We start from the raw sequence: 21,101 nt of genomic DNA, 5'->3' as shown, positions 1-21,101 counted from the left end.
TATTAATTGGTCAACTACGAGCTGCGCCGTGTTAAGTTTAGCAACGAAATTGCTCTTAGGGATAGTTGAACCTATGTGGTGCGATGTCGCTTCATGGTTCAATGTCTAGCAACGCAGTGATTTAAACACACCAACTTATAAAGGGATACCTCCTAATTTAACGGTTATGCAAGGAAGAGATTTAATATTTAAGTCGCGCCGTAGCCTTTACCGCAAGCGCCGCCGACGGTTTAACCTACTGACGATGCTCGCAGGGATAGTTCTAAGTTTGATGATTGTGGAATTGTTGGCTCGTTTCTTACTGGCTGCGGTCGGCAAAATTAATGAGATAGCTCCCTACAAGGGGGCACCCAGAGATTTCACTGTTTACCGTCCCAAGTTCGTTGACCAGACACAGCAGCTTTATGATGGATTACCAGACCTTGGTGATCTAGCTGTCCAACGGGATCTAGGTGTAGGTTACAGTTTATTGGGGAAGCAACAGAGCGATTTTTGGCGCATTAATGAGCAGGGCTTCCGGGACGACGACCCCGTTCCCTTGGTCAAACCCAAAAATGAAATTCGGATTTTTTTGTTAGGTGGCTCGACAGCTTTTGGTCAAGGGAATGCCAATAATCAAGTTACCATAGCCAGCTACTTAGAAGCTCGTCTCAATCAACGGATAACACAGCAAAGGCGTTCCCCACAGAAATACAGACCGATGACCTTACCCCCTTCTGAACCAGAATTAAAGCAAGCACTTGCTCTGCCGCCAAAGATTCGAGATGGTAAGTATCGTGTAATCAACGCCGCCGTACCAGGGTATACCTCTGGCAATGCACTAGCTCAGTTAGCTCTCAAGATTTTACCTTACAGTCCAGACGCAGTAATAGTGTTGGGTGGATACACAGACTTGATGACCCCCAGTGACCAAAATTTAACAGATATTCCTAACACAGAAGCCTTCTTGGAAAACGCGACTGGGCATTTTTGGACCTATCTCACCCAGCAGTTGAAGCATTTAGTTACAAAAACTTATCTCGCTAAAGCAATCACATACTGGGTCTTGCAGCCTCAGCCATCAGTGAGTCAGCGGTCTCTAGTGATGAGGGGGGACGTTATGCCACTGAAGAAGTATCTTCCTCAGAAATCCGATGAACTCGAACGTCGATTGACGCGCTATCGAAATAACCTCAGACATATGCTGCGTTTAACCGCAGGACAGGGAATTCCTTTACTAGTTGCTGTCCAACCAGAAATCACTGGTCGTGGCAACAACAAGATCAAACCAGCAGAGAAGGAAATTTTGCAGCAGTTAGGAAAAGTTTACCAAAAACAAGTGCAAGCCAATTATCCCAAATTGGTGGTAGCGGGTCAGCAACTGGAGAAAGGCTTTCCCAAAAATATCAAGGTTCTCAACTTGTACACAATTTATCAAAACTTTCCCGAACTCGCCTTTCATGATGCCATTCACTTGACAGAAGCAGCCAATATACACGTGGCTAAGAGCTTATATTATGGACTTACTTCACTGCCAAAGCTACAGGTAGCTTCGTTTTACTCAAATCTTGATCAATAGTCAGGTATTAATGGGATATTCGGCATGAGGTTTGGAACCATTTAAAATGATTAATTTCCTCATGCCTATAGTTTTTTCCTACGGAATCCCGAGTGGGGATTGACCGATGAAGTTATAAACCTGGTAAATTTAACCCACTGGTAAGTTCTTCCATGCGCTCCCGCATAGTGGCTGTGGAGGTCTCATAGGCATTTTTCATGGCTGCTAACACCAGTTCAGATAAAGCCTCAGCTCCTTGATTGATAGCATCCTCAGAAATCTCTACACGTAGGGGTTCCTGATTGCCACTGAGAAACACCTTCACCTTACCGTCTTCCCCTGATGTTCCCTCAATTTCCATTTGCTCCAACTGATCCTGGAGCTCTTTGGCACCCTTTTGAACTTCTTGAGCTTTTTTGAACGCTTCGGCTAGTTCTTTCATCTTGCCGAGACCGAGACCAAATCCTTTTCCTTTGTCTTGTGTCATAAAAAATCCCAGTTAAGTTTAGAAATCCCCTGTCTAATGACCGGGCAGGAAAAACAAACGTCAAGCGCGGTTTTAACCGCTGCCCAGGTTGGCACTAAGCCCAGTCTATGGGCAAGGGGTGCGCTGACATTAGAAATCCTGTGGTGATTAACCTTTATCTATTGTGTATCTATCGTGTATCTATTGTGATGCTATTTGACTGTCCACTAACCTTTCCTGGCCTTAAAAGCAATAGGAAATAGGGGAATAAATTCCCGGTCTCCTTATTCATACATGGGCTGAAGCCATATAGTTAACTTAGTGCCATTCTTTTCTAGTTTAGCCAAGCACAACTATAAACTAAAAATTGATCATGTTGGTCATCAGCTTTGAACTGAGATTCCAACATGATCGGTTTTGGTATATCTACTGGAACCATAGGAGGGGATTTATCCCCTCGCTGGTTTTTATGCCTGCTCTAAAGAGATAGGGCTTTCAACTGCTATTGAGTTCTCCACGCATTGAAATACGTGGATTCTAAACGGATGTCGTTACTCGGGTTGAAACCACGCTCAACGACACTGCTTACAGTAAGATTTAGACGAAAATCCAAACTATACTGTTGTGGCGCACTCAAAAACGCCTTACTTCCCTGGCCGTAGGCCACGCTACGCGAACGGATCAACAAAGAGTCAACCTGTGGAGCTACTTTTAACTTAAAAACCTTTCAGAGTGGTTGTACCCACAAATTAGGGCGATAAATTGCTACTTTTTGCTGCTATCACTTGCCTGTGTCTTGAGGAGTAGGATTTCCCCGTCCCTTAAGTGGCCGGAATTTAACCGAAAAGCGCAAAAAATCAAAGCAACCAACCTTGTCCTTACTCGTACTTTCATTATAGCACGATGGCCGGGATAAATCCCGGTAAGCTTCTTGGCCGTAGGCCACGCTACGCGAACACCGCCCACGTATGGGAATTAAGTGGCTAACTCTGGCTTGATGTTTTTCTGTTTTTTGGTAAAATCACCTAAAATCCTCACTTCTGGCTCTAAACACAGTGACCAGTGCTTTTCTACTTGCTCCTGTATATGGTGGATCATGCGGAAGATATCGCTAGCCTTAGCATCACCACAGTTAAGTATAAAGTTGGCATGGCGTTCGGCTATTCTAGCACCACCAATTTGGTAGCCTTTTAGACCAATTTGTTCAATTAGCCAACCAGCAGCATAGGGGTCAGGGTTGCGGAAGACACTGCCACAACTAGGTAGGTGGTAAGGTTGGGTAGTATGTCGTTTTGACAAATGCTGCGATGTCAGTGAGCGCACCTGTTTTGGTTCAGCACCCGGTTTTAACTGAAATGTGGCCTGGGTGACTATGCGATCGCTACCTTGAAGGATTGAGGTGCGATAGCTAAAGCCTAGGTCTTGGCTAGTGAGTTGCGCCATTGAGCCATCAGGGGATAGAACATCTGTATGAAACAGAAGATCAGCTGTGGAACTTTTGTGGGCACCAGCATTCATGACCACAGCACCACCAACGGTTCCAGGTATGCCCACAGCCCACTCTAGCCCTTCCCAGCCTCGTTTGGCAGCCTGCCATGCCAGACGGGCAATCGGTACACCAGCACTGGCGGTAATTCTCCCTGTATCTGCATCAAAGTGAGTATGGCGCAGATAGCGAGTACAAATTACCAAACCCGGCAAACCGATATCGCTGACTAGAAGGTTGGAACCCGCCCCTAACAGGGTTAGGGGTAATTTTTGGTAGTGAGCCCACTGGAAACTAGCTTGTAGGTCTTCTAGGCTCCGAGGGGCGACGTACCACTGAGCGGGACCTCCCACACGAAATGAGGTGAGTTTGGCTAAGGATACCTGGGACTGAAGTGGACAATTGGTTCCTGGAATATACAACTGTAACTGGGAAGGAGTTTTTTTCTGGGTTAGCACGCTAGTTATCATCAGGAAAATCAGGGTAGAGAGTCGGATCTACACACAATGAAAATAATGCCGATCGGTTTTTGGCAGTCACATTGGCTAGAATTGCTAGGGGGTAGAGTACCCAGAGGAGTTCGTGGAAAGTTGATTCACGAGTATAGTAGAGGCTTGAGATCATACTGACCTTCTGAGGTAGGTCTATAGTTACGATTCCCTAGCTTGATTGACAATTATTGATGCTTTGGGGCTAAATCTTGCTTAACTAAGCCATTGTCAGGCTGTTGGTAAAACCCCATAACCTTAGGAATAATCTGATTCAGATTACCGGCTCCCAAGAATAGGGCTAAGTCCCCAGGATAGAGAATTTGGTTGAGAAACTCTACCACTGATTCGAGAGTTGGTTGGTAATGCACATCCTTATGGTTAGATGCGATCGCCTGATAAAGGTTTTCCCCACTAATTTCTCCTAAATCTGGTTCCCCAGCACTGTAGATATCACTGATAACCACCAAGTCAGCGTTACTAAAGGAAACACTAAACTCGGGGAGAAACCTCAGGGTACGACTATATCGGTGAGGTTGGAAAATTGCAATTATTCGCTGGTCAGCGTTGACCTGAATTCTTGCGGCAGCTAGGGTTGCCTGAATTTCACTGGGGTGGTGAGCATAGTCATCCACAAAACTAATATCATTGCACTTGCCCCGCAGCTCAAATCGGCGTTTTGCTCCCTCAAAGCTAGCGATCCCGGAGGCAATTGCCTCAAACTCTAACCCCAAATTTCGTGCTACTGCTACTGCGGCTAGGGCATTGCTGAGATTATGTTTGCCCAGCAATTTCAGCTCCAACCGACCTAAAACCTGATTGCCCTCCCAAACTCTGGCGGTAGTGCCATTAGCTTCATAAGTTACATCATCAACGCTATAGTCTGCCCCCATATCCCGCCGTAGACTATAGCTGATATTCGGTTTTAGTTGCGATCGCACTGTCTCGCAATCAATACATCCCACTAAATTTTTACAGCGCTTCGCGAACGTCTGGAATATTTCAACAACCTCCTCTAACTTCTGGTAATGGTCTGGATGATCCAGCTCAATATTGGTTACTACACCAATCTCGGCGGAGAGCTTAACCAATGAACCATCGGATTCATCAGCCTCAGCAACCAGTAATGGTCCATTTCCCAGCCTGGCATTACCACCGATAGCATCCACCTCACCACCGATAATCATGGTGGGGTCACAACCCGCTTGCCACAGTAGATAACCGATCAAACTACTGGTTGTAGTTTTCCCATGAGTCCCAGCGACTGCTATACTGTAATAGTCTTCAATCAACGCCGCTAGTAAATCTGAGCGATGGAAAATCGGGCAACCTAGCTTTAAAGCTGCCTGATACTCAGAGTTTAATGGGTTAATTGCTGTGGAACAGATAACTTGAGGCAATCCTAAACAGGGGTCAGCTACAGATATAGTCGGACTTGATTGTGATATTTCTGTGAGCGCCTTTGGGTTCAAACTCGTGCTAACCGTTTTAGCTGCTACGTCCTCACAAGCTGGTGCGTTCCTGGATTGGAAAAATTCTAAGTTGGCAGCACACTGCTGTCTGAAGATCTGAGCACCTACTGCTTGCAAACGTTGCGTGATATGGGTTGTCCGAGTATCTGAGCCAGATACTCGGAATTGGCGTTTGGCTAGGATGTAGGCAAGAGCTGACATCCCAATTCCGCCAATACCAATGAAATGAAATGGTTTATTACTGAAATCAACAGTCTTTGGCATTTTAACTCCTTACACACCACACCGCACACGCCTAATTTGCCAATAACACGCGCTATCATATCAGGAAAAATACATATCCAGGAATAATTTTTGGTAAATAAGTACATCTGTACTGTCAAACCGGGGAATAATACCTTAAGTTTGATAACGTAACTGTTACATAACTGATTTTTGAGTACCTAGATTGTCGTATATATTACACGTCAACAAGAGTTCTCAATCCGGAAAAACGTCCCAAGACCCATAAACACCCATAAAATAGCACTAGAACAGAGCTAGTGGTGATTTTTGGGTTTATCCGTATGACTCCCAACCATGAGGGTTAGGACTTACATACCAAACTAATCGGTTGAGACTGGTTAGGGGAGAGGGGCTTTGGGAGCGACTGCATTCAGACATGGCGTGAGTAAAATCAGGTTGCCGAGGCAATATTGAGATCTGTCAGATCTGTGCCATCCCCAGAGGAGACTCTGCTCCCAAAACCTCCAGCTTTGGAGATAAGTATACCCATCTGGCTTCAAAACGAGTACATCACACCACATTAATTCAGTAAAAGTTTCAAATTGTTTCAACCTTTGCGATATTATTAGAATCATTAAGAAAATATTTACTTTGAATTACAGAGGGCAAGAAGCAGTGATTAGAGTAGCGATCAATGGTTTTGGACGCATCGGACGCAACTTTATGAGATGCTGGCTGACTCGGGAGAATAGCCAGTTAGAGATAGTGGGAATCAATGATACCTCTGATCCCAAGACAAATGCCCATCTGCTCAAATACGACTCAATGCTGGGCAAACTTGATGCAGATATCAGTTGTGATCAAAATTCCATCACAGCTAATGGAAAAACTGTCAAGTGTGTATCCGACCGGAACCCCTTGAACTTGCCCTGGGACTCTTGGGGTGTTGACCTAGTTATCGAAGCCACTGGTGTCTTCCGAGATCAGGATGGAGCTGGCAAGCATATAGCTGCTGGTGCTAAGAAAGTGCTAATCACTGCTCCTGGCCAAGGCGACGTCCCCACCTATGTCATGGGTGTTAATCACGAAGACTACACCGACGAAGGAAATAACGTGATTAGCAATGCTAGCTGTACTACCAACTGTCTAGCTCCCTTTGCCAAAGTACTGCATGAGCAGTTTGGCATTATCAAAGGGACAATGACCACAACCCACAGCTACACGGGGGACCAGCGGCTTCTTGATGCGAGCCACCGGGATGTACGTCGGGCTCGGGCAGCAGCGCTCAACATTGTCCCTACCTCTACTGGTGCGGCCAAAGCGGTAGCCCTAGTGATTCCTGAACTGAAAGGGAAACTCAATGGTATTGCTCTGCGGGTGCCAACTCCTAATGTGTCTATCGTTGACTTGGTGGTTCAAGTGGAGAAAAGTACCATTGCTGAGCAGGTCAATCAAGTGCTCAAAGAAGCAGCTGAAGGCCCACTCAAGGGAATTTTGGCTTACGGCGACGAACCTCTTGTTTCCTGTGATTACAGGGGTCATGATGCTTCCTCAATTGTGGATTCTAGCTTAACTATGGTCATGGGTGGCGATATGGTTAAGGTTGTTGCCTGGTATGACAATGAGTGGGGTTACTCTCAGCGGGTTGTAGATTTGGCTGAGTTAGTTGCCCAAAAATGGTCGAATTAGTTGTGAGAGCCTAGTTCGTAAAGCAAGAGTCTGGGGAAGAGTGTTTATTCGTTAGGGTTCATAGTTTATTGAACCAATGCGTTTAACCTATTCCCCTCTCTCGCTCTAATTTATTGAATTTTGAAACAGCCCTGCTCCCTTAACCGTTTCAATCACCTTCTTTTAAGGAGGGGAGCGGTAAATAATCCCTTAATAAGCATCATCTAGATTCCTTGTCCAGCTCGACGAGCTAAAGCCATAATTTTTGGTCTGCCAACATTTTGGGAAAACCCTAATCCTAAACGAAAGATTTCTGAAACGTAATACTTATCGCCGTCAGCGATAATGACTCCATTTTCTTTAAGGAGGCTAATGTCTTCTGGAGATAAGCCAATATTTTCTAGTTGAAAAGGGTTTTTTTTATTATCTGCTGATAATTGACGTAATTTATTAAATACTCTTTTTAACGGTTCATTTTCTAGCTCTATTTCTGTAATTTTTTCTTGGCTGCATTCATCCAAACAACCTCGAATTGCTTTGGGAACTAGAATTCGGTCTTGCCAATAATCATCATCAATGGATTGTCCTGCCGCAATTTTAAGAAAACGCACGACATCCCTAGACTGAATTTGTCCATTGTAGTCAGATAATGCGGCAATGACAAACGGAGCAGAACGTGCTTGTCTAGAGCGATCGTTTCCTAGGTTTTTGCCCCACAAGGGTCTTAGACTTTCCGTAAGTTCTGCTTCATTCATATCTTGAAGCTCGTCTGGATTTAAGTTTAACCAAATCTTAGCTTTATTGGCAACCCAAGCAACTAATCTCAATACGCTTTCTTCATTCCACCTTAACCCATAAGGCTGATAGCGATACATCATTTGACCGGAATTTTGACGGACAGAAGCCTTGAAAATATCTTGTCTGACAAAAATAATAATTCCTAAACCACGAAAGGGTTGTTGTTCCAGCCATTGAGGGACATCTTGCAATAACGCTCGTAAAGCAGTTTGTTGAGCTTTATCCTGAGCAAATTCTTGAAATAAGTCCTCCAAGCCGTCAATTACAGCTACTATTTTTTGTTTATTATCAGCTAGATACTTAGGTAAATCGCGACCTTTACCTGTCATACCTAGACTCTTGGCAATGACATCCAACCAGCGATCGCGCCATTGACCTTCATGTAAATTCTGTTGACATCCTTCTCGAATATAGTCTTTAATCTCACTGTCATTGACGGGAGGTGTCAACCCTATCTGTTCAGCACAATATTTCCGGACGTCATCTACTATTTCTTTTGCTTTATTATTGAGATTAGTTGAAGCGATAATTGGTGCTATAAAGGCTGTGCTATCTACATTACTTACTCCTACATCTTCTCCAAATTTTTGCCATTCTTTTCTGCGTATAATTTGCATAAACGTATAAGTTTTACCCGAACCCTTGGCTCCAATAACGACAGTGATTGGAATCTGGTTTCGATAATTATTAGCTAAATTTGCCAAAGATTCAGTAACTAGAAAATCTTCAGTTTCAGCATGCTCTGCATAAATCATTTTTTCGGCTATATCTCTCAAGCTTTCTCTTTGAGACTTTAATAAACTTAAAGGTTCATCTGGTGGATTGGATTTATTTAAATTATCAGGCAGCCATTCTAATAAAGGATGTAGTAAATCAATCAATTGAGAAGTTCCCAAGTGCTGCCAAACCTCTTGCCAAGAATTAGACAAAATTTGTAACCTTTCAGTAAATGGGGTGGTAATTCTAATTGGTTCACTATCTTCCCCTAGCAAGGTTTTAATGGCTTCTAAAAGTGTTTGTTCTGATTCGATAATTAAATTTTCAGCTGTTTCATCTTGAGGAACTTTAGTCAAAATAAAAGCAGGGTAAGGGTCTTTATCTCGTGTCGAGGGTGCTAGTTTAGCAATTAATTCTAAAAGCCTCCCAGTTCCGCTGATAGATTGTCCGCTTAACGTAGAGACAAAGATCCGATAGACTCGCGGATCTAAAATTAATCCTGCTGCTAATTCCGAGAGTCCTGCTCGCAAATCTACTAAAACAACATTTACTCCTAAGGCTTTGCCGAGACGAGCTAAACTATCTGTCAATATAAAAGGATTTTTATGGCCTTTAATTAGATGTTCTGGCTTAATGGCTAAACCAATCAATCGGCTATTAACACGAAAGGAAGGTAATATATAGATTCCGTCTACTAAAGCATTTTGAAGTTTTTGGGTTGCTAAGTCAATGGTTTGCTCTGCGTCTGGAGAAGGGTCTCCATGAATTAAGGCAATAATATCGGCGAAACAAATAGGAGGATAAGGCAGCCTAGATTCTAATAACCAACTAATTCCAGGAGCCTCTAAATCGCCATCAATCAAAAGAACTTTTTGCTTGGCGTTGATTAAAGCTTGTGCTAGGGCCAGAGCATGAGTCGTTCGACCCACACCACCTTTAAAAGAATGAAAGGCAAGCACTGGAGGTAAATCATCTGGGAAGATATCCGGTGCTTGAAGCTTCTCAGTTCGTTGCCAAATAACAGTAGGTCTAGCTAGATTGGGGATAAGTTTAGGAGTTGGGGGTTCTTCCTCTGTTTCTTCTAAAATAATCGGTAAGGTGCGCTGATTGCCCTCGGCACTTTCGAGGATAATACAATCATTACCCTGTTGGCCATTATCTTGGAATCGAGGTTCGTAGACTTCCTGAAGCCATGTTTTGATTGAGCTTTGAGTACCAGGACGAATACCGAGAACTAATTCATCCCAATACCCTCTAGCCCAAACTAAGTCTTTTGGCCATTGCTCTTGCTCTTGCGATCGCAACAATACTTCTTCTACATCTACCCAGGTGTACAGTCGAATATCTGATGGAATCATCGTTATATATTCTCTTTAATCCAATTACAAAGCTGATGGAGCCACTCGATTACGTGTTCTTCATCTTCTTTCTTTATGGTAATGCCATATCGCCAAACTTGATGAGCTTTTCCGATATCTTGAATAGAATCATCACAGGCAATACGAAAGGAAGGAGTTGACTTATTTTTAGTTTGGGTTTTAACAGTAAGTTGACTAGCAGAAATTCTCAGCTCTTTACACCAGCTATCTAAGTTATGACCATGGTTTTTTATCGGATCTTGAAAGGATTTTGTGGTTCGTAAGTTGTTTCTTCTCAAGCAAATACTCTTGAGTCCACATTCCGCAGCATAAAACAGCAAAAGATAGGAAGAAGAACCAGTAACAGAGGTATGAGCTGCAAGATGCTTATGAAAAGCTTGTTTTAATTCACTTACACCAGCATGTATCATACTCGGATTTTATCTAATAGCTTACGGTAGAACAGGAACTTTAATAGTTTAACTCGTCTAGTAAGTTCGAAACAAGGGAATTGATTGACTGTGGGATAATCCTTGGCAGGGTTGATGGCAATAAGCCCTCTCTCCCTTATTACTGGGGTAAAGTTTAAGGTGAGCTAAGGCGCACAGGCTTGCGCGAAGGTCAAAATTATCGGTCGGTATAGCGCTACGCGCAAGGCAAGAGGCAACAGGCAAGAGGCAAAAGTTGACGTGCATTAGCTTAGGTGCGCTTTCCGCATTAAGAATTTAATTCGCCACGGGTCGCACTTTGTCAGCTTTGATCAATGTCAAACACCTTAATGCGTAGTGCTATACTATCCGAGCAGCACTGTTTTACCCCTCTTAGAAACGATTAGGACAGATTTATTGACCAGAAATTAGCCTTCGCTTCGCAGCTCCTACAGAGCATCCCAAAATTCCTGTTCACCGTTGATAACAGGGTCAAAGGGAAAAAGTAAAAGTTTTTAATTATAACTAATTATCGACCAAACAGCCAGCTAAACTAGAAACTATTCCCGGTTTGGCTTCAACCTAATGAGTAATATCATGTCCCGATAATTCCCCTTAATAACAATCGCCCCATCTCCCCATCTATCTTGGACGAGCAATGTCACAGCCCTACTATCAGTTAAGGAGTTGAGAGTAGTTTTCAGCAGCTCACCCTTGATTTATCTCTGATTATCGTTTAAGGTATCTAGTGTTTGAAAAACTTGGGATTGTGTAATGGTTACAGGGACAACGATTGAACCAAAATCAATCTAACCGAACAAAGAACCTACTGGCAGCAAAGGCTCTCAGGGGGTTTAGCAGTGTTAGAAATCCCAATAGATTATCCACGTTTATCGGTGTCATCGGTAAAGGTAGCAACAGAAGTCACCAAGCTGGATAGAGAGTTTTACCAAGACCTAAAAACCCTAAGCGATCGCTTCAAGGTCAGCCCATTTACCGTCCTCCTGGCCGCCTTGAAAATTATGTGGCTCCGTTATACGGGCATCGCAGATATCATCATCGGGTCTGTGGCAACTAGTGTAAAAGAAACCAGGGGGTTGAAGACCTCCCAGGAAGGGGAACACAAGGGTGGAGTTAGGATTAATCCGATTGCCTTGCGGACAGATCTAAGCAGTGATGAAAGCAGTGATATCAGTGGGAAAGAAGTTTTAAAGCGGGTTAGCCAAACCGTTGAAGAAGCTGCCTTATATCGAGATTACCCATTTGAAGAACTCCTCAAGGGGATTAACAGCAATCAAGAATTAGCAGAAGAATTAGCAAAAGCCCCGATTTTTCAAGTGATGTTGGTGTGGTGCGATCAACCATTCCCTCTGTCACAGACAGGAATTAGTGAAGCAGAACTCAAAGAAATCTCAGCCTACACCAGCCAGTGCGATTTAGTGGTGGTAGCTAAAGAAACAGAAGGAAAATTAAGATTAAGCTGGGAATACAACACAGAGTTATTTAAATCCGACTCAATTAGGCGAATGTTGGGGCATTGGCTTTCCTTGCTAGAGGGAATGATTGCCAATCCGGAGCAGTCAATTTCTACCTTGCCCCTATTAACTGAAGCCGAACGGCAGCAACTGCTGGTGGAGTGGAACGATACCTCAGCAGACTATCCCCAGGACAAGTGTATCCATCAGTTGTTTGAAGAGCAAGCTGAACGCACCCCAGATGCAGTAGCTGTAGTATTTGAACAAGAACAACTAAGTTACCGAGAACTTAACCAACGAGCCAATCAACTGGCCCACTATTTGCAAGAACTGGGTGTAGGGCCAGAAGTATTAGTGGGTATTTGTGTAGAGCGAAGCTCCTTCAGAGCCGCTTCGCGAACGCATTTAATGCTGGTGGGACTATTGGCAATCCTTAAAGCAGGTGGGGCTTATGTGCCCTTAGATCCAGCCTATCCCCAAGAGCGCTTGGCCTATATGTTAGAAGATGCCCAAGCACCAGTATTATTGACTCATTCGTCCTTAGTTACCAATCAAGAGTCATTAGTTGCCGACAAAGAAAAATTAACAATAGTTTGCTTAGATACTGATTGGGAACTAATTTCTCAACAAAGCCAGGGAAACACCGATAGTGGCGTAAAGCCGGAAAACTTAGCTTATACGATCTACACCTCTGGTTCCACAGGCAAACCTAAGGGAGTGCAAATTCCTCATCAATCCGTAGTCAACTTTTTAACTTCGATGGCCCAACGGCCTGGATTAAGGTCACAGGATACTCTGGTAGCAGTTACCACCATATCCTTTGATATTGCCGGACTAGAACTTTACCTGCCCCTTAGTGTTGGAGCCAAGATCGTTTTGGTCAGCCGTGAAGTAGCTTCTTCCGGGCAGTTGTTGGGGAAACTGATCAAAGATAGTGACGCTACGGTGATGCAAGCCACTCCAGCCACCTGGTATTTGCTTTTAGCATCCGGTTGGGAAGGTATCCCAGGGTTAAAAATCCTTTGTGGTGGCGAAGCGTTACCCTCAGAACTGGCGGATCAGCTCCTCTCGAGGAAAGCTTCCCTGTGGAATATGTACGGTCCGACAGAAGCCACTATCTGGTCAACTGTCCATGAAGTAGCTAAAGGCAGGCAATCCCAACCAGGATTAGATGCTCCAGAATCAATCGGCCAACCCATTGCCAATACGCAAATCTATATCCTCGATGCCCATCTGCAGCCAGTCCCCATTGGAGTCGCTGGCGAACTACACATTGGTGGAGCCGGGCTGGCTAGAGGTTATCGTAATCGTCCAGATTTAACCAAAGAAAAATTTATTACCAATCCCTTTGATCAATCAAAATCAGAACGCCTCTACAAAACTGGAGATTTAGCCCGTTACTTGCCCGATGGCAAGATCGAGTTTCTCGGTCGTATCGATCATCAAGTAAAAGTTCGCGGCTTCCGCATTGAACTTGGAGAAATCGAATCAGTGCTGAACCGACATGCTGGGGTAAATCAAAGTGTCGTTGTTGCCCAGGAAAACCAAGGCAATGGTGTTTCAGGAGGGGATAAACGCCTGGTAGCTTATATTGTTCCCAATCCCAACTACCAAGGTAGTGAAGATACAGACGAAAGCGAAGCCCAAGCTATCCAAGAGCAATGGCAAGAGTTGTGGAACCTGGCTTATAGCCAAGAAGCAACTGAAGCCGATCCCACCTTCAACATCAGTGGTTGGAACGACAGCTATACCGGTGCGCCTATCCCAGCCGCCCACATGCGCGAATGGGTAGAGGGGACAGTTGAGAGGATTCTCTCCTGTAAACCCAACCGCGTACTAGAAATTGGTTGCGGTACTGGGATGTTGTTATTTCGTGTTGCTCCCCACTGTTCCTCTTACTGCGGTGTAGATATTGCTCCCCAAGCCCTGCGCTATATCCAGGAACAGATGGATAAATTGGAGGGCAGTTGGTCTCATGTAGAGCTGCGCCAGGGTTATGCTGACAAAGCGTTTGAGGAAATTGAGGCAGGAGCATTTGACACCTTAATCATTAACTCAGTGGTGCAACTTTTCCCCGGTATAGATTACCTAGTAGAGGTTATCGAAATCGCAGCGAAGTTGCTAAAACCTGGGGGAAGCATTTTCATCGGAGATGTACGTAGTTTGCCCTTGTTAGAAGCTTTCCACGCCTCTGTGCAACTGCAGCAAGCTCCCACCTCCTTGACCAAAAAGCAATTGCTGCAGCGAGTGCGCAAAGCCATAGTCCAAGAGGGGCAAATGGCCATCGACCCGGGCTTTTTCACCGCCTTGGGGGCACATCTTCCCCAAATTAGTGACGTCCAAATACAGCTCAGGCGGGGGCGTTACCAGAATGAAATGAGCAAATTCCGCTATGATGCGATTCTTCATGTCGGTAAAGATATTTCTCCTACAGCAGAGCCAAGCTGGTTAAACTGGGAAGAGGCGAAAGCTAATGGTAATGATAACCAATTGAGTGGTATCCAGGAACTACTGGTGGCAGAACAGCCAGAGGTCCTAGGTATTAAAGGAGTACCTAATGGCCGATTGTCCGAAGAAATTCAGCTTCTGAAACTGCTGCACAATGGAGAAACTGCCACAGTAGGTGAACTAAGGGAAAACCTCCAACAGTTAAAGGTTGATGCCATAGAACCAGAAGATTGGTGGGAATTAAGCGATCAACTGCCTTATACCATTGCTATTAACTGGTCTGACTCCCAAACTAAGGGTTGCTATGATGTTTTATTTCAAAAAGGCACATCTGCGCCCAAGTTCCCCATGACCCGATCTGCTGGTCTGCCCTGGACAGCCTATGCTAATAATCCCTTACAAGGACAAGTAGCCAGCCAATTGGAACCAGAATTACGCCGTTATTTGCACAAAAATCTACCGGACTACATGGTTCCGGCTGGCTTTGTGACCCTAGAGGAAATGCCTCTGACCCCGAATGGCAAGGTAAATCGCCGGGCACTGCCTGCCCCAGACCGGTCTCGTCCCGATTTGGCAACAGCTCTAGTGAGGCCCCAGTCAGAAACAGAGCAAGTTATAGCTAAGGTATGGCAGGAAGTTCTGCAGTTAGAGGTAGTGGGGATTAAGGATAATTTCTTTGAACTAGGTGGTAATTCTTTACTCCTGACCCAGGTTTATAACAAATTAACAGGAACGTTTGGCTCCCAACTATCCATTGTCAAGCTGTTTCAATACCCAACCATACAGCGTTTGGCTCAAAATTTAAGTAAGGTACAAAAAGAAGAACTAGGTCTGAGTGACCGTAAACAAAAGAAAAGGCGTACCATTACTGGAACGGAAATAGCCATCATTGGCATATCTGGTCGTTTCCCAGGTGCTAAGAATATTGATGAATTTTGGCAAAATCTGCGAGATGGTATCGAATCCATTTCCTTCTTTGCTGAGCAGGAATTGGAATTAGAGGACACCACCTTATTGAACCAGCCTCACTACGTCAATGCGGGGGCAGTTTTACCTGGTGTTGAGAAGTTTGATGCTTCTTTCTTTGGCTACAGCGCCAAGGAAGCAGAAATTATGGATCCCCAACAGCGGATTTTCTTAGAATGTGCCTGGGAAGCTCTAGAAACTTCTGGCTACAATCCTCAAACCTATTCCGGATCAGTAGGGGTTTATGCTGGTTCTGGCATGAATACTTACTTAATCAACAATGTTCATCCTAACCGCAGTTTTTCCCCCCAACGCACCTTTTTAGGTTCAGCCTTAGATCTTCAGGTAAGGTTAGCTAATGGTAAGGATTTTCTGCCCACAAGGGTTTCTTACAAGTTGAATTTAACTGGGCCGAGCGTTAATGTACAAACCGCTTGTTCTACTTCCCTAGTGGCAGTACATATGGCTTGCCAAAGTCTGCAAAGCGGCGAATGTGACATAGCTCTGGCAGGAGGTGTTGCGGTGACAGTTCCCCAGAAGACGGGCTATCTCTATCAAGAGGATATGATTTTTTCTGACGATGGTCACTGCCGAGCTTTTGATGCTGAAGCGAAGGGAACTGTGTTTGGGAGTGGAGTTGGCATTGTTATCCTCAAATTACTCAGCAAAGCCATTGAAGATGGGGATAATATCCAAGCAGTGATTAAAGGTTCTGCAGTTAATAATGATGGAGCCTTGAAGGTGGGCTATACAGCTCCCAGCGTGGAAGGTCAACTAGAGGTAATATCATCGGCTATGGCAGAAGCTGAGGTCGATGCTAGTACGGTTACTTATGTAGAAACCCACGGCACAGGAACAGCTTTGGGAGACCCGATTGAAATAGGAGCCCTAAGCCAAGCATTTGCCAAGAGTAGTGATAAAAAAGGCGGTCTTGCCGAGGGTTCCCTTGCGCCTTACTCCGCTGAGGCGGAGAGCTTCGCTAACGGCGGCGCGGGGTCTCGGCCCTTTTGTGCCATTGGCTCAGTAAAAACTAACATTGGACATTTGATTGAAGCAGCAGGAATTGCCGGACTGATTAAAACAGTATTGGCCTTAAAACACAAGCAAATACCGCCAACGCTCCACTTTAAACAAGCTAATCCCAACATTGATTTTGAAAATAGCCCTTTCTACGTTAATACAAAACTTTCTGAATGGGAAAGAAATGGAACTCCCCGCCGGGCTGGAGTGAGTTCTTTTGGTATGGGAGGAACCAATGCCCATGTGGTTTTGGAAGAAGCACCGGAACAATTCAAAATTAAAAATGCAAAATTAAAAAATGAGCGCCCGTGGCATGTTTTGACACTATCGGCGAAAACAGATCAGGCTTTACGAGAGTTGGCAGAGCGTTATGTGAATTATCTTGATGGTGATCAAGATGCAGAGTTGGGTGATATTTGTTTTACAGCTAATACAGGACGCAAAGACTTTAACCATCGTTTAGCCGTTGTGGCTGAATCTAAACAGCAGCTACAGGAACAATTGGCAGCTTTCCCACCACCGATGGTTGGTGTAGTAAATAGTCAGCAAAAACCAAACGCGATCGCTTTTCTGTTTACTGGGCAAGGTTCCCAGTATGTGGGCATGGGTCGTCAACTCTACGAAACCCAACCTACTTTCCGAGAAGCCCTAGATCGCTGCGACGAAATCCTGCGCTCTTATCTAGACCAATCTTTACTAGAAGTACTTTATCCCGACTCTGACCAGTCACTAGCCACTGATAACTGGTCACTGAATCAGACGGCTTATACCCAACCGGCTTTATTTGCCATCGAATATGCCCTGTTCCAGTTGTGGAAATCTTGGGGAATAGAACCTGATGTAGTTATGGGTCATAGTGTTGGGGAATATGTCGCTGCTTGTGTGGCTGGAGTGTTTAGTCTAGAAGATGGCCTGAAACTGATTGCGGAACGGGGAAGGCTAATGCAGGCTTTACCTCAAGATGGGGAGATGGTCTCTTTATTGGGTTCATTAGAACAAGCGATCGCCGCCATTAAACCCTATGAAAAAGATGTTTCTATTGCTGCGATTAATGGGCCTGAAAGTATAGTCATTTCTGGAAAGCGCGAAGCGATTAATGCAGTTATTTCCACCCTGGAAGCTGATGGCATCAAGACCAAGAAATTAACGGTATCCCATGCTTTCCACTCGCCATTGATGGAGCCAATGCTGGCAGAGTTTGAGCAAGTGGCTCGACAAATCAGCTTTTCTTCACCACAAATCAAGCTTGTAAGTAATGTTACTGGTAAAGTAGCAACGGAAGAAATAGCAACCCCAGGTTATTGGTGTCGTCATATTCTCCAGCCAGTCCAATTTGCTGCTAGTATGAATAGTTTCGAACAGCAGGGTGTGGAAGTATTGCTAGAGATTGGTCCCAAACCAATCCTCTTGGGAATGGGTCGCGACTGTTTACCGGAACATCAGGGATTGTGGCTTCCTAGTTTGCGTCCTCAACAAGATGATTGGCAACAGCTCCTGACCAGTTTGGGTCAACTCTATGTCCAGGGAGTATCAGTAGATTGGTTTGGTTTTGATATTGACTATGGGCGCTGTCGGGAACAACTACCCACTTATCCCTTCCAGCGACAGCACTATTGGGTAGAGGCTCCCGATTGGTATCGGCAGGGAGTACTTCCTCACCCGAATGGTAATGGTAACGGTAATGGTAATGGTAATGGTAAAACAAGCCACCACGAAGCACTACCAAAAACCCCCGAGAACTCTCTAGAGAATTGCCTTTATCAGGTAGAGTGGCGTATCAAAGAACTTCAGAGTTCTGCACTACTCAAGCCGAAGAACTGGCTGATATTTACTAATAGTCAAGGAGTTGGCCAGCAGTTAGTTGCCCTACTCCAGTCCCAAGACCAGGGATGTACAGTTGTCTTCCCTGGTAAGGAGTACGAACAGATAGCTGAGCACAAGTTCAGGATAGACCCTGCTAACCCTCAACACTATCAGCAGCTCTGGGAGAAAATCTCGAACATTGATGGGGTGGTACATCTATGGAGCTTAGATTCCTCCCTTGACCTAGAGTTAGCCTCAAGGATTAGCTGTGGCAGTACTTTATATCTAATCCAAACTCTCCTGAAGCAAGATGGTAAACCTCCTCGTTTGTGGTTTGCTACCCGAGGAGCGCAAGCAGTGGGAGCAAATCCTGCTGTACCTGGAGTGGCTCAATCTCCCTTATGGGGCATGGGAAAAGTTATTGGTTTAGAATACCCAGAATTCAATTCCGTCCTGGTGGATTTAGACCCTAACCCAGCAGTGGATGAGATACAAACCCTATGGGCAGAAATTCAGTCAGAGGATAAAGAAGACCAAGTAGCATTTCGCAACCAAGCTCGTTATGTAGCTAGGCTAGTATCTCGCTCCCCTGTTGTTGAAACAAACAAGCCTCTGGTGTTCCACAACGATCGCAGCTATCTAATTACTGGTGGCTTAGGAGATTTAGGTTTACTGGTAGCCCAGTGGATGGTAGAACAAGGGGCAAAAAACCTGGTGCTAGTAGGACGAAGTAGTCCTAAACCAGCGATCGAGCATAAGTTAAGAAAGCTAGAAAACTTAGGCGCTCGGGTGGTAGTAGCCCAAGCAGATGTCTCTAATGCAGGGCAAGTTACCGAGTTACTAACTAAGATAGAGCAATCCTCGTTTCCTCTAGGGGGTATAGTTCACTGCGCTGGAGTTGTTGAGTTCAGCGGACTGTCGCAGCAAGATTGGCAGCGCTTTGCCCAAGTTCTGGTTGCCAAAGTGCAGGGAACGTGGAATCTACATGCTCTTACCCAAAACCAGCCTTTGGATTTCTTTGTCTGTTTCTCCTCCATTTCCTCCTTATTAGGTTCTCACGGTCTAGGGAGCTATGGGGCAGCTAATGCCTTTCTCGATTCCATAGCAGCTCATCGTCAAGCCTTGGGATTACCTGCTTTAACCGTTAATTGGGGACCTTGGGGTGAGATAGGAATGGGGGCAAAACTGAGTACTGACCATCAGGGGCGAATAGCTGCTTGGGGACTAGCAAACGTAGCTCCGAAGCAGGGATTGTTTGCACTGGAACAACTGCTTCAACAAGATCTAGCACAAGTAGGTGTAATGTCAGTGGATTGGCAGAAGTGGCTACGGCAATTCCACAGTCTGCCACCTTTCTATGAAGATGTTGCGCCAAATACTACTGTAAATACTACTGTCAGGGAAACAAATCTTGATTTTAAGACAGAATTAGAGGCAGTTCCTGCTAACCAACGTCGGGATTTATTAGTAGAGCGCGTTCGTACCCAAATTGCTAAAACCTTAGGATTAAGTTCTCCAGATCAAATAGAACTGGGGCAAAGGTTAATTGATTTGGGTCTAGATTCTTTAATGGCAGTGGAGTTGAGGAATCATCTCCAATCTAGCGTGGGCTGCTCTCTACGTTCAACTCTAGTATTTGACTATCCAACCATAGAGGCAATGGTTGATTATTTATCCCAAGAAGTTTTTGCTGATCTCGATTCGCCAAGCCTAGCAACCCAAAATAACTCCACTGGAACCGACTCCTTCCTTTCTACCTTAGTGCCCATTCAGCCCCAGGGTTCCAAGCCTCCTTTATTCTTGGTTTCCGGAATTCTTGGCAATGTCTTTGACTTCCAGCAGTTGGCACGTAATCTAGATTCGGAACAACCGTTATATGGTTTGCGTACGCTTGGTCTTGAGGAGGACTTCCAACCTTATACTCGTATGGCAGATATTGCTGCCCACCATATTAAAGCTATACAAGCACTCCAACCCAACGGACCCTATCTACTAGGTGGTCATTCTTTCGGGGGGAAAGTCGCATTTGAGATGGCTCAACAATTACGGAATCAAGGACAGGAAGTGTCAATGCTGGCCATTGTCGATGTCCAAGTAGAAATTCCTGAACCAGAGAAAGACGTAGTTAATTGGGATAATGCCAAATTCATAGCTGAGTTAGCGACTATCTATGGAGGCCTTTTAGGTCAAAACCTGGATATTTCCCGCGAAGCACTCCAGTTTATTAGTTCGGAAGAACAGCTAAACTACTTTATGGAACGATTGAAAAAGACTGGTCAGATGTTGAGTAAAACTGACCTGAGTCGAATCTTTGAGGTTTACAAAGCTAATACTCAAGCCAGTGCGAGCTATCTACCCCAGAAGATTGATAGAACTCCGATTACTTTCTTCCGAGCCAGTGAGGTTGGTGCTTTGGGGGATTATTTACCTAATCAGTTAACTACCCTAAAAGATCCAACCTGGGGCTGGGACCGACTTTCTGCTCAACCCTTAGAATTTCATGTTGTCCCAGGGAACCATTTCTCTATGGTAACCGAACCCCATATTTCAGTTTTAGCTCAACAGCTACAATACTGCCTAGATAAAGCACAAGCAAGATTAGGTTAGTGTTTGGGTGCATCTCCTCAAAGCTGTTTGACACGGTGGTGCGTTACGGGGCGGTTCCTCCAAACCCTGGCTACGAGGCGGAAAATGAGGCTCCCCTAACGCACCCTACGCAACTTTTTTACAAAAATGAGATGCACCC

At 44.9% G+C, this 21,101-nt stretch carries 8 protein-coding genes; 3 read left to right on the top strand and 5 right to left on the bottom strand.

Going from position 1 to position 21,101, the window contains the following annotated elements; genetic code table 11:
- Nucleotides 1-166: 166 nt before the first annotated feature.
- Nucleotides 167-1,558: an SGNH/GDSL hydrolase family protein gene (locus tag LYNGBM3L_RS06935; protein WP_229414348.1), complete on the top strand. Its 1,392-nt coding sequence runs from the start codon at nt 167-169 to the stop codon at nt 1,556-1,558.
- A 112-nt stretch (nt 1,559-1,670) separates the two neighbouring features.
- On the opposite strand, the gene LYNGBM3L_RS06930 is transcribed toward LYNGBM3L_RS06935, so the two are convergent.
- The 3 genes from LYNGBM3L_RS06930 to murC form a co-directional block, all read right to left on the bottom strand.
- Entirely contained in the window at nt 1,671-2,024 is a 354-nt protein-coding gene (locus LYNGBM3L_RS06930; protein ID WP_008180753.1) for a YbaB/EbfC family nucleoid-associated protein, read from the bottom strand.
- Between the two features lie 954 nt (nt 2,025-2,978).
- A complete protein-coding gene (gene murB, locus LYNGBM3L_RS06925; RefSeq protein WP_008180749.1) occupies nt 2,979-3,959 on the bottom strand; it encodes a UDP-N-acetylmuramate dehydrogenase in 981 nt (326 codons plus the stop codon).
- Between the two features lie 206 nt (nt 3,960-4,165).
- Nucleotides 4,166-5,713: a UDP-N-acetylmuramate--L-alanine ligase gene (murC, locus tag LYNGBM3L_RS06920; RefSeq protein WP_008180746.1), complete on the bottom strand. Its 1,548-nt coding sequence runs from the start codon at nt 5,711-5,713 to the stop codon at nt 4,166-4,168.
- 636 nt (nt 5,714-6,349) lie between these two features.
- On the opposite strand from murC, the gene LYNGBM3L_RS06915 reads away from it, so the two are divergent.
- Nucleotides 6,350-7,363, top strand: coding sequence for a type I glyceraldehyde-3-phosphate dehydrogenase (locus LYNGBM3L_RS06915; protein ID WP_044492436.1), 1,014 nt, complete (start codon nt 6,350-6,352; stop codon nt 7,361-7,363).
- A gap of 203 nt (nt 7,364-7,566) precedes the next feature.
- Here the strand turns inward: LYNGBM3L_RS06915 and LYNGBM3L_RS06910 are convergent, their stop codons facing one another.
- Nucleotides 7,567-10,215, bottom strand: coding sequence for a KGGVGR-motif variant AAA ATPase (locus LYNGBM3L_RS06910; RefSeq protein ID WP_008180743.1), 2,649 nt, complete (start codon nt 10,213-10,215; stop codon nt 7,567-7,569).
- A gap of 2 nt (nt 10,216-10,217) precedes the next feature.
- On the bottom strand, nt 10,218-10,646 hold the full coding sequence (locus tag LYNGBM3L_RS06905) for a hypothetical protein (RefSeq protein ID WP_008180740.1): 429 nt from the start codon (nt 10,644-10,646) through the stop codon (nt 10,218-10,220).
- 800 nt (nt 10,647-11,446) lie between these two features.
- Here LYNGBM3L_RS06905 and LYNGBM3L_RS06900 point away from each other — a divergent pair.
- Nucleotides 11,447-20,962 (top strand): hybrid non-ribosomal peptide synthetase/type I polyketide synthase, encoded by a 9,516-nt coding sequence (locus tag LYNGBM3L_RS06900; RefSeq protein ID WP_071986817.1) that lies wholly within the window; start codon nt 11,447-11,449, stop codon nt 20,960-20,962.
- Nucleotides 20,963-21,101 lie beyond the last annotated feature (139 nt).

The organism is Moorena producens 3L (assembly GCF_000211815.1).
GTDB classification, from domain to species: domain Bacteria; phylum Cyanobacteriota; class Cyanobacteriia; order Cyanobacteriales; family Coleofasciculaceae; genus Moorena; species Moorena producens.
This window is presented reverse-complemented; position numbering and strand designations above follow the sequence as displayed.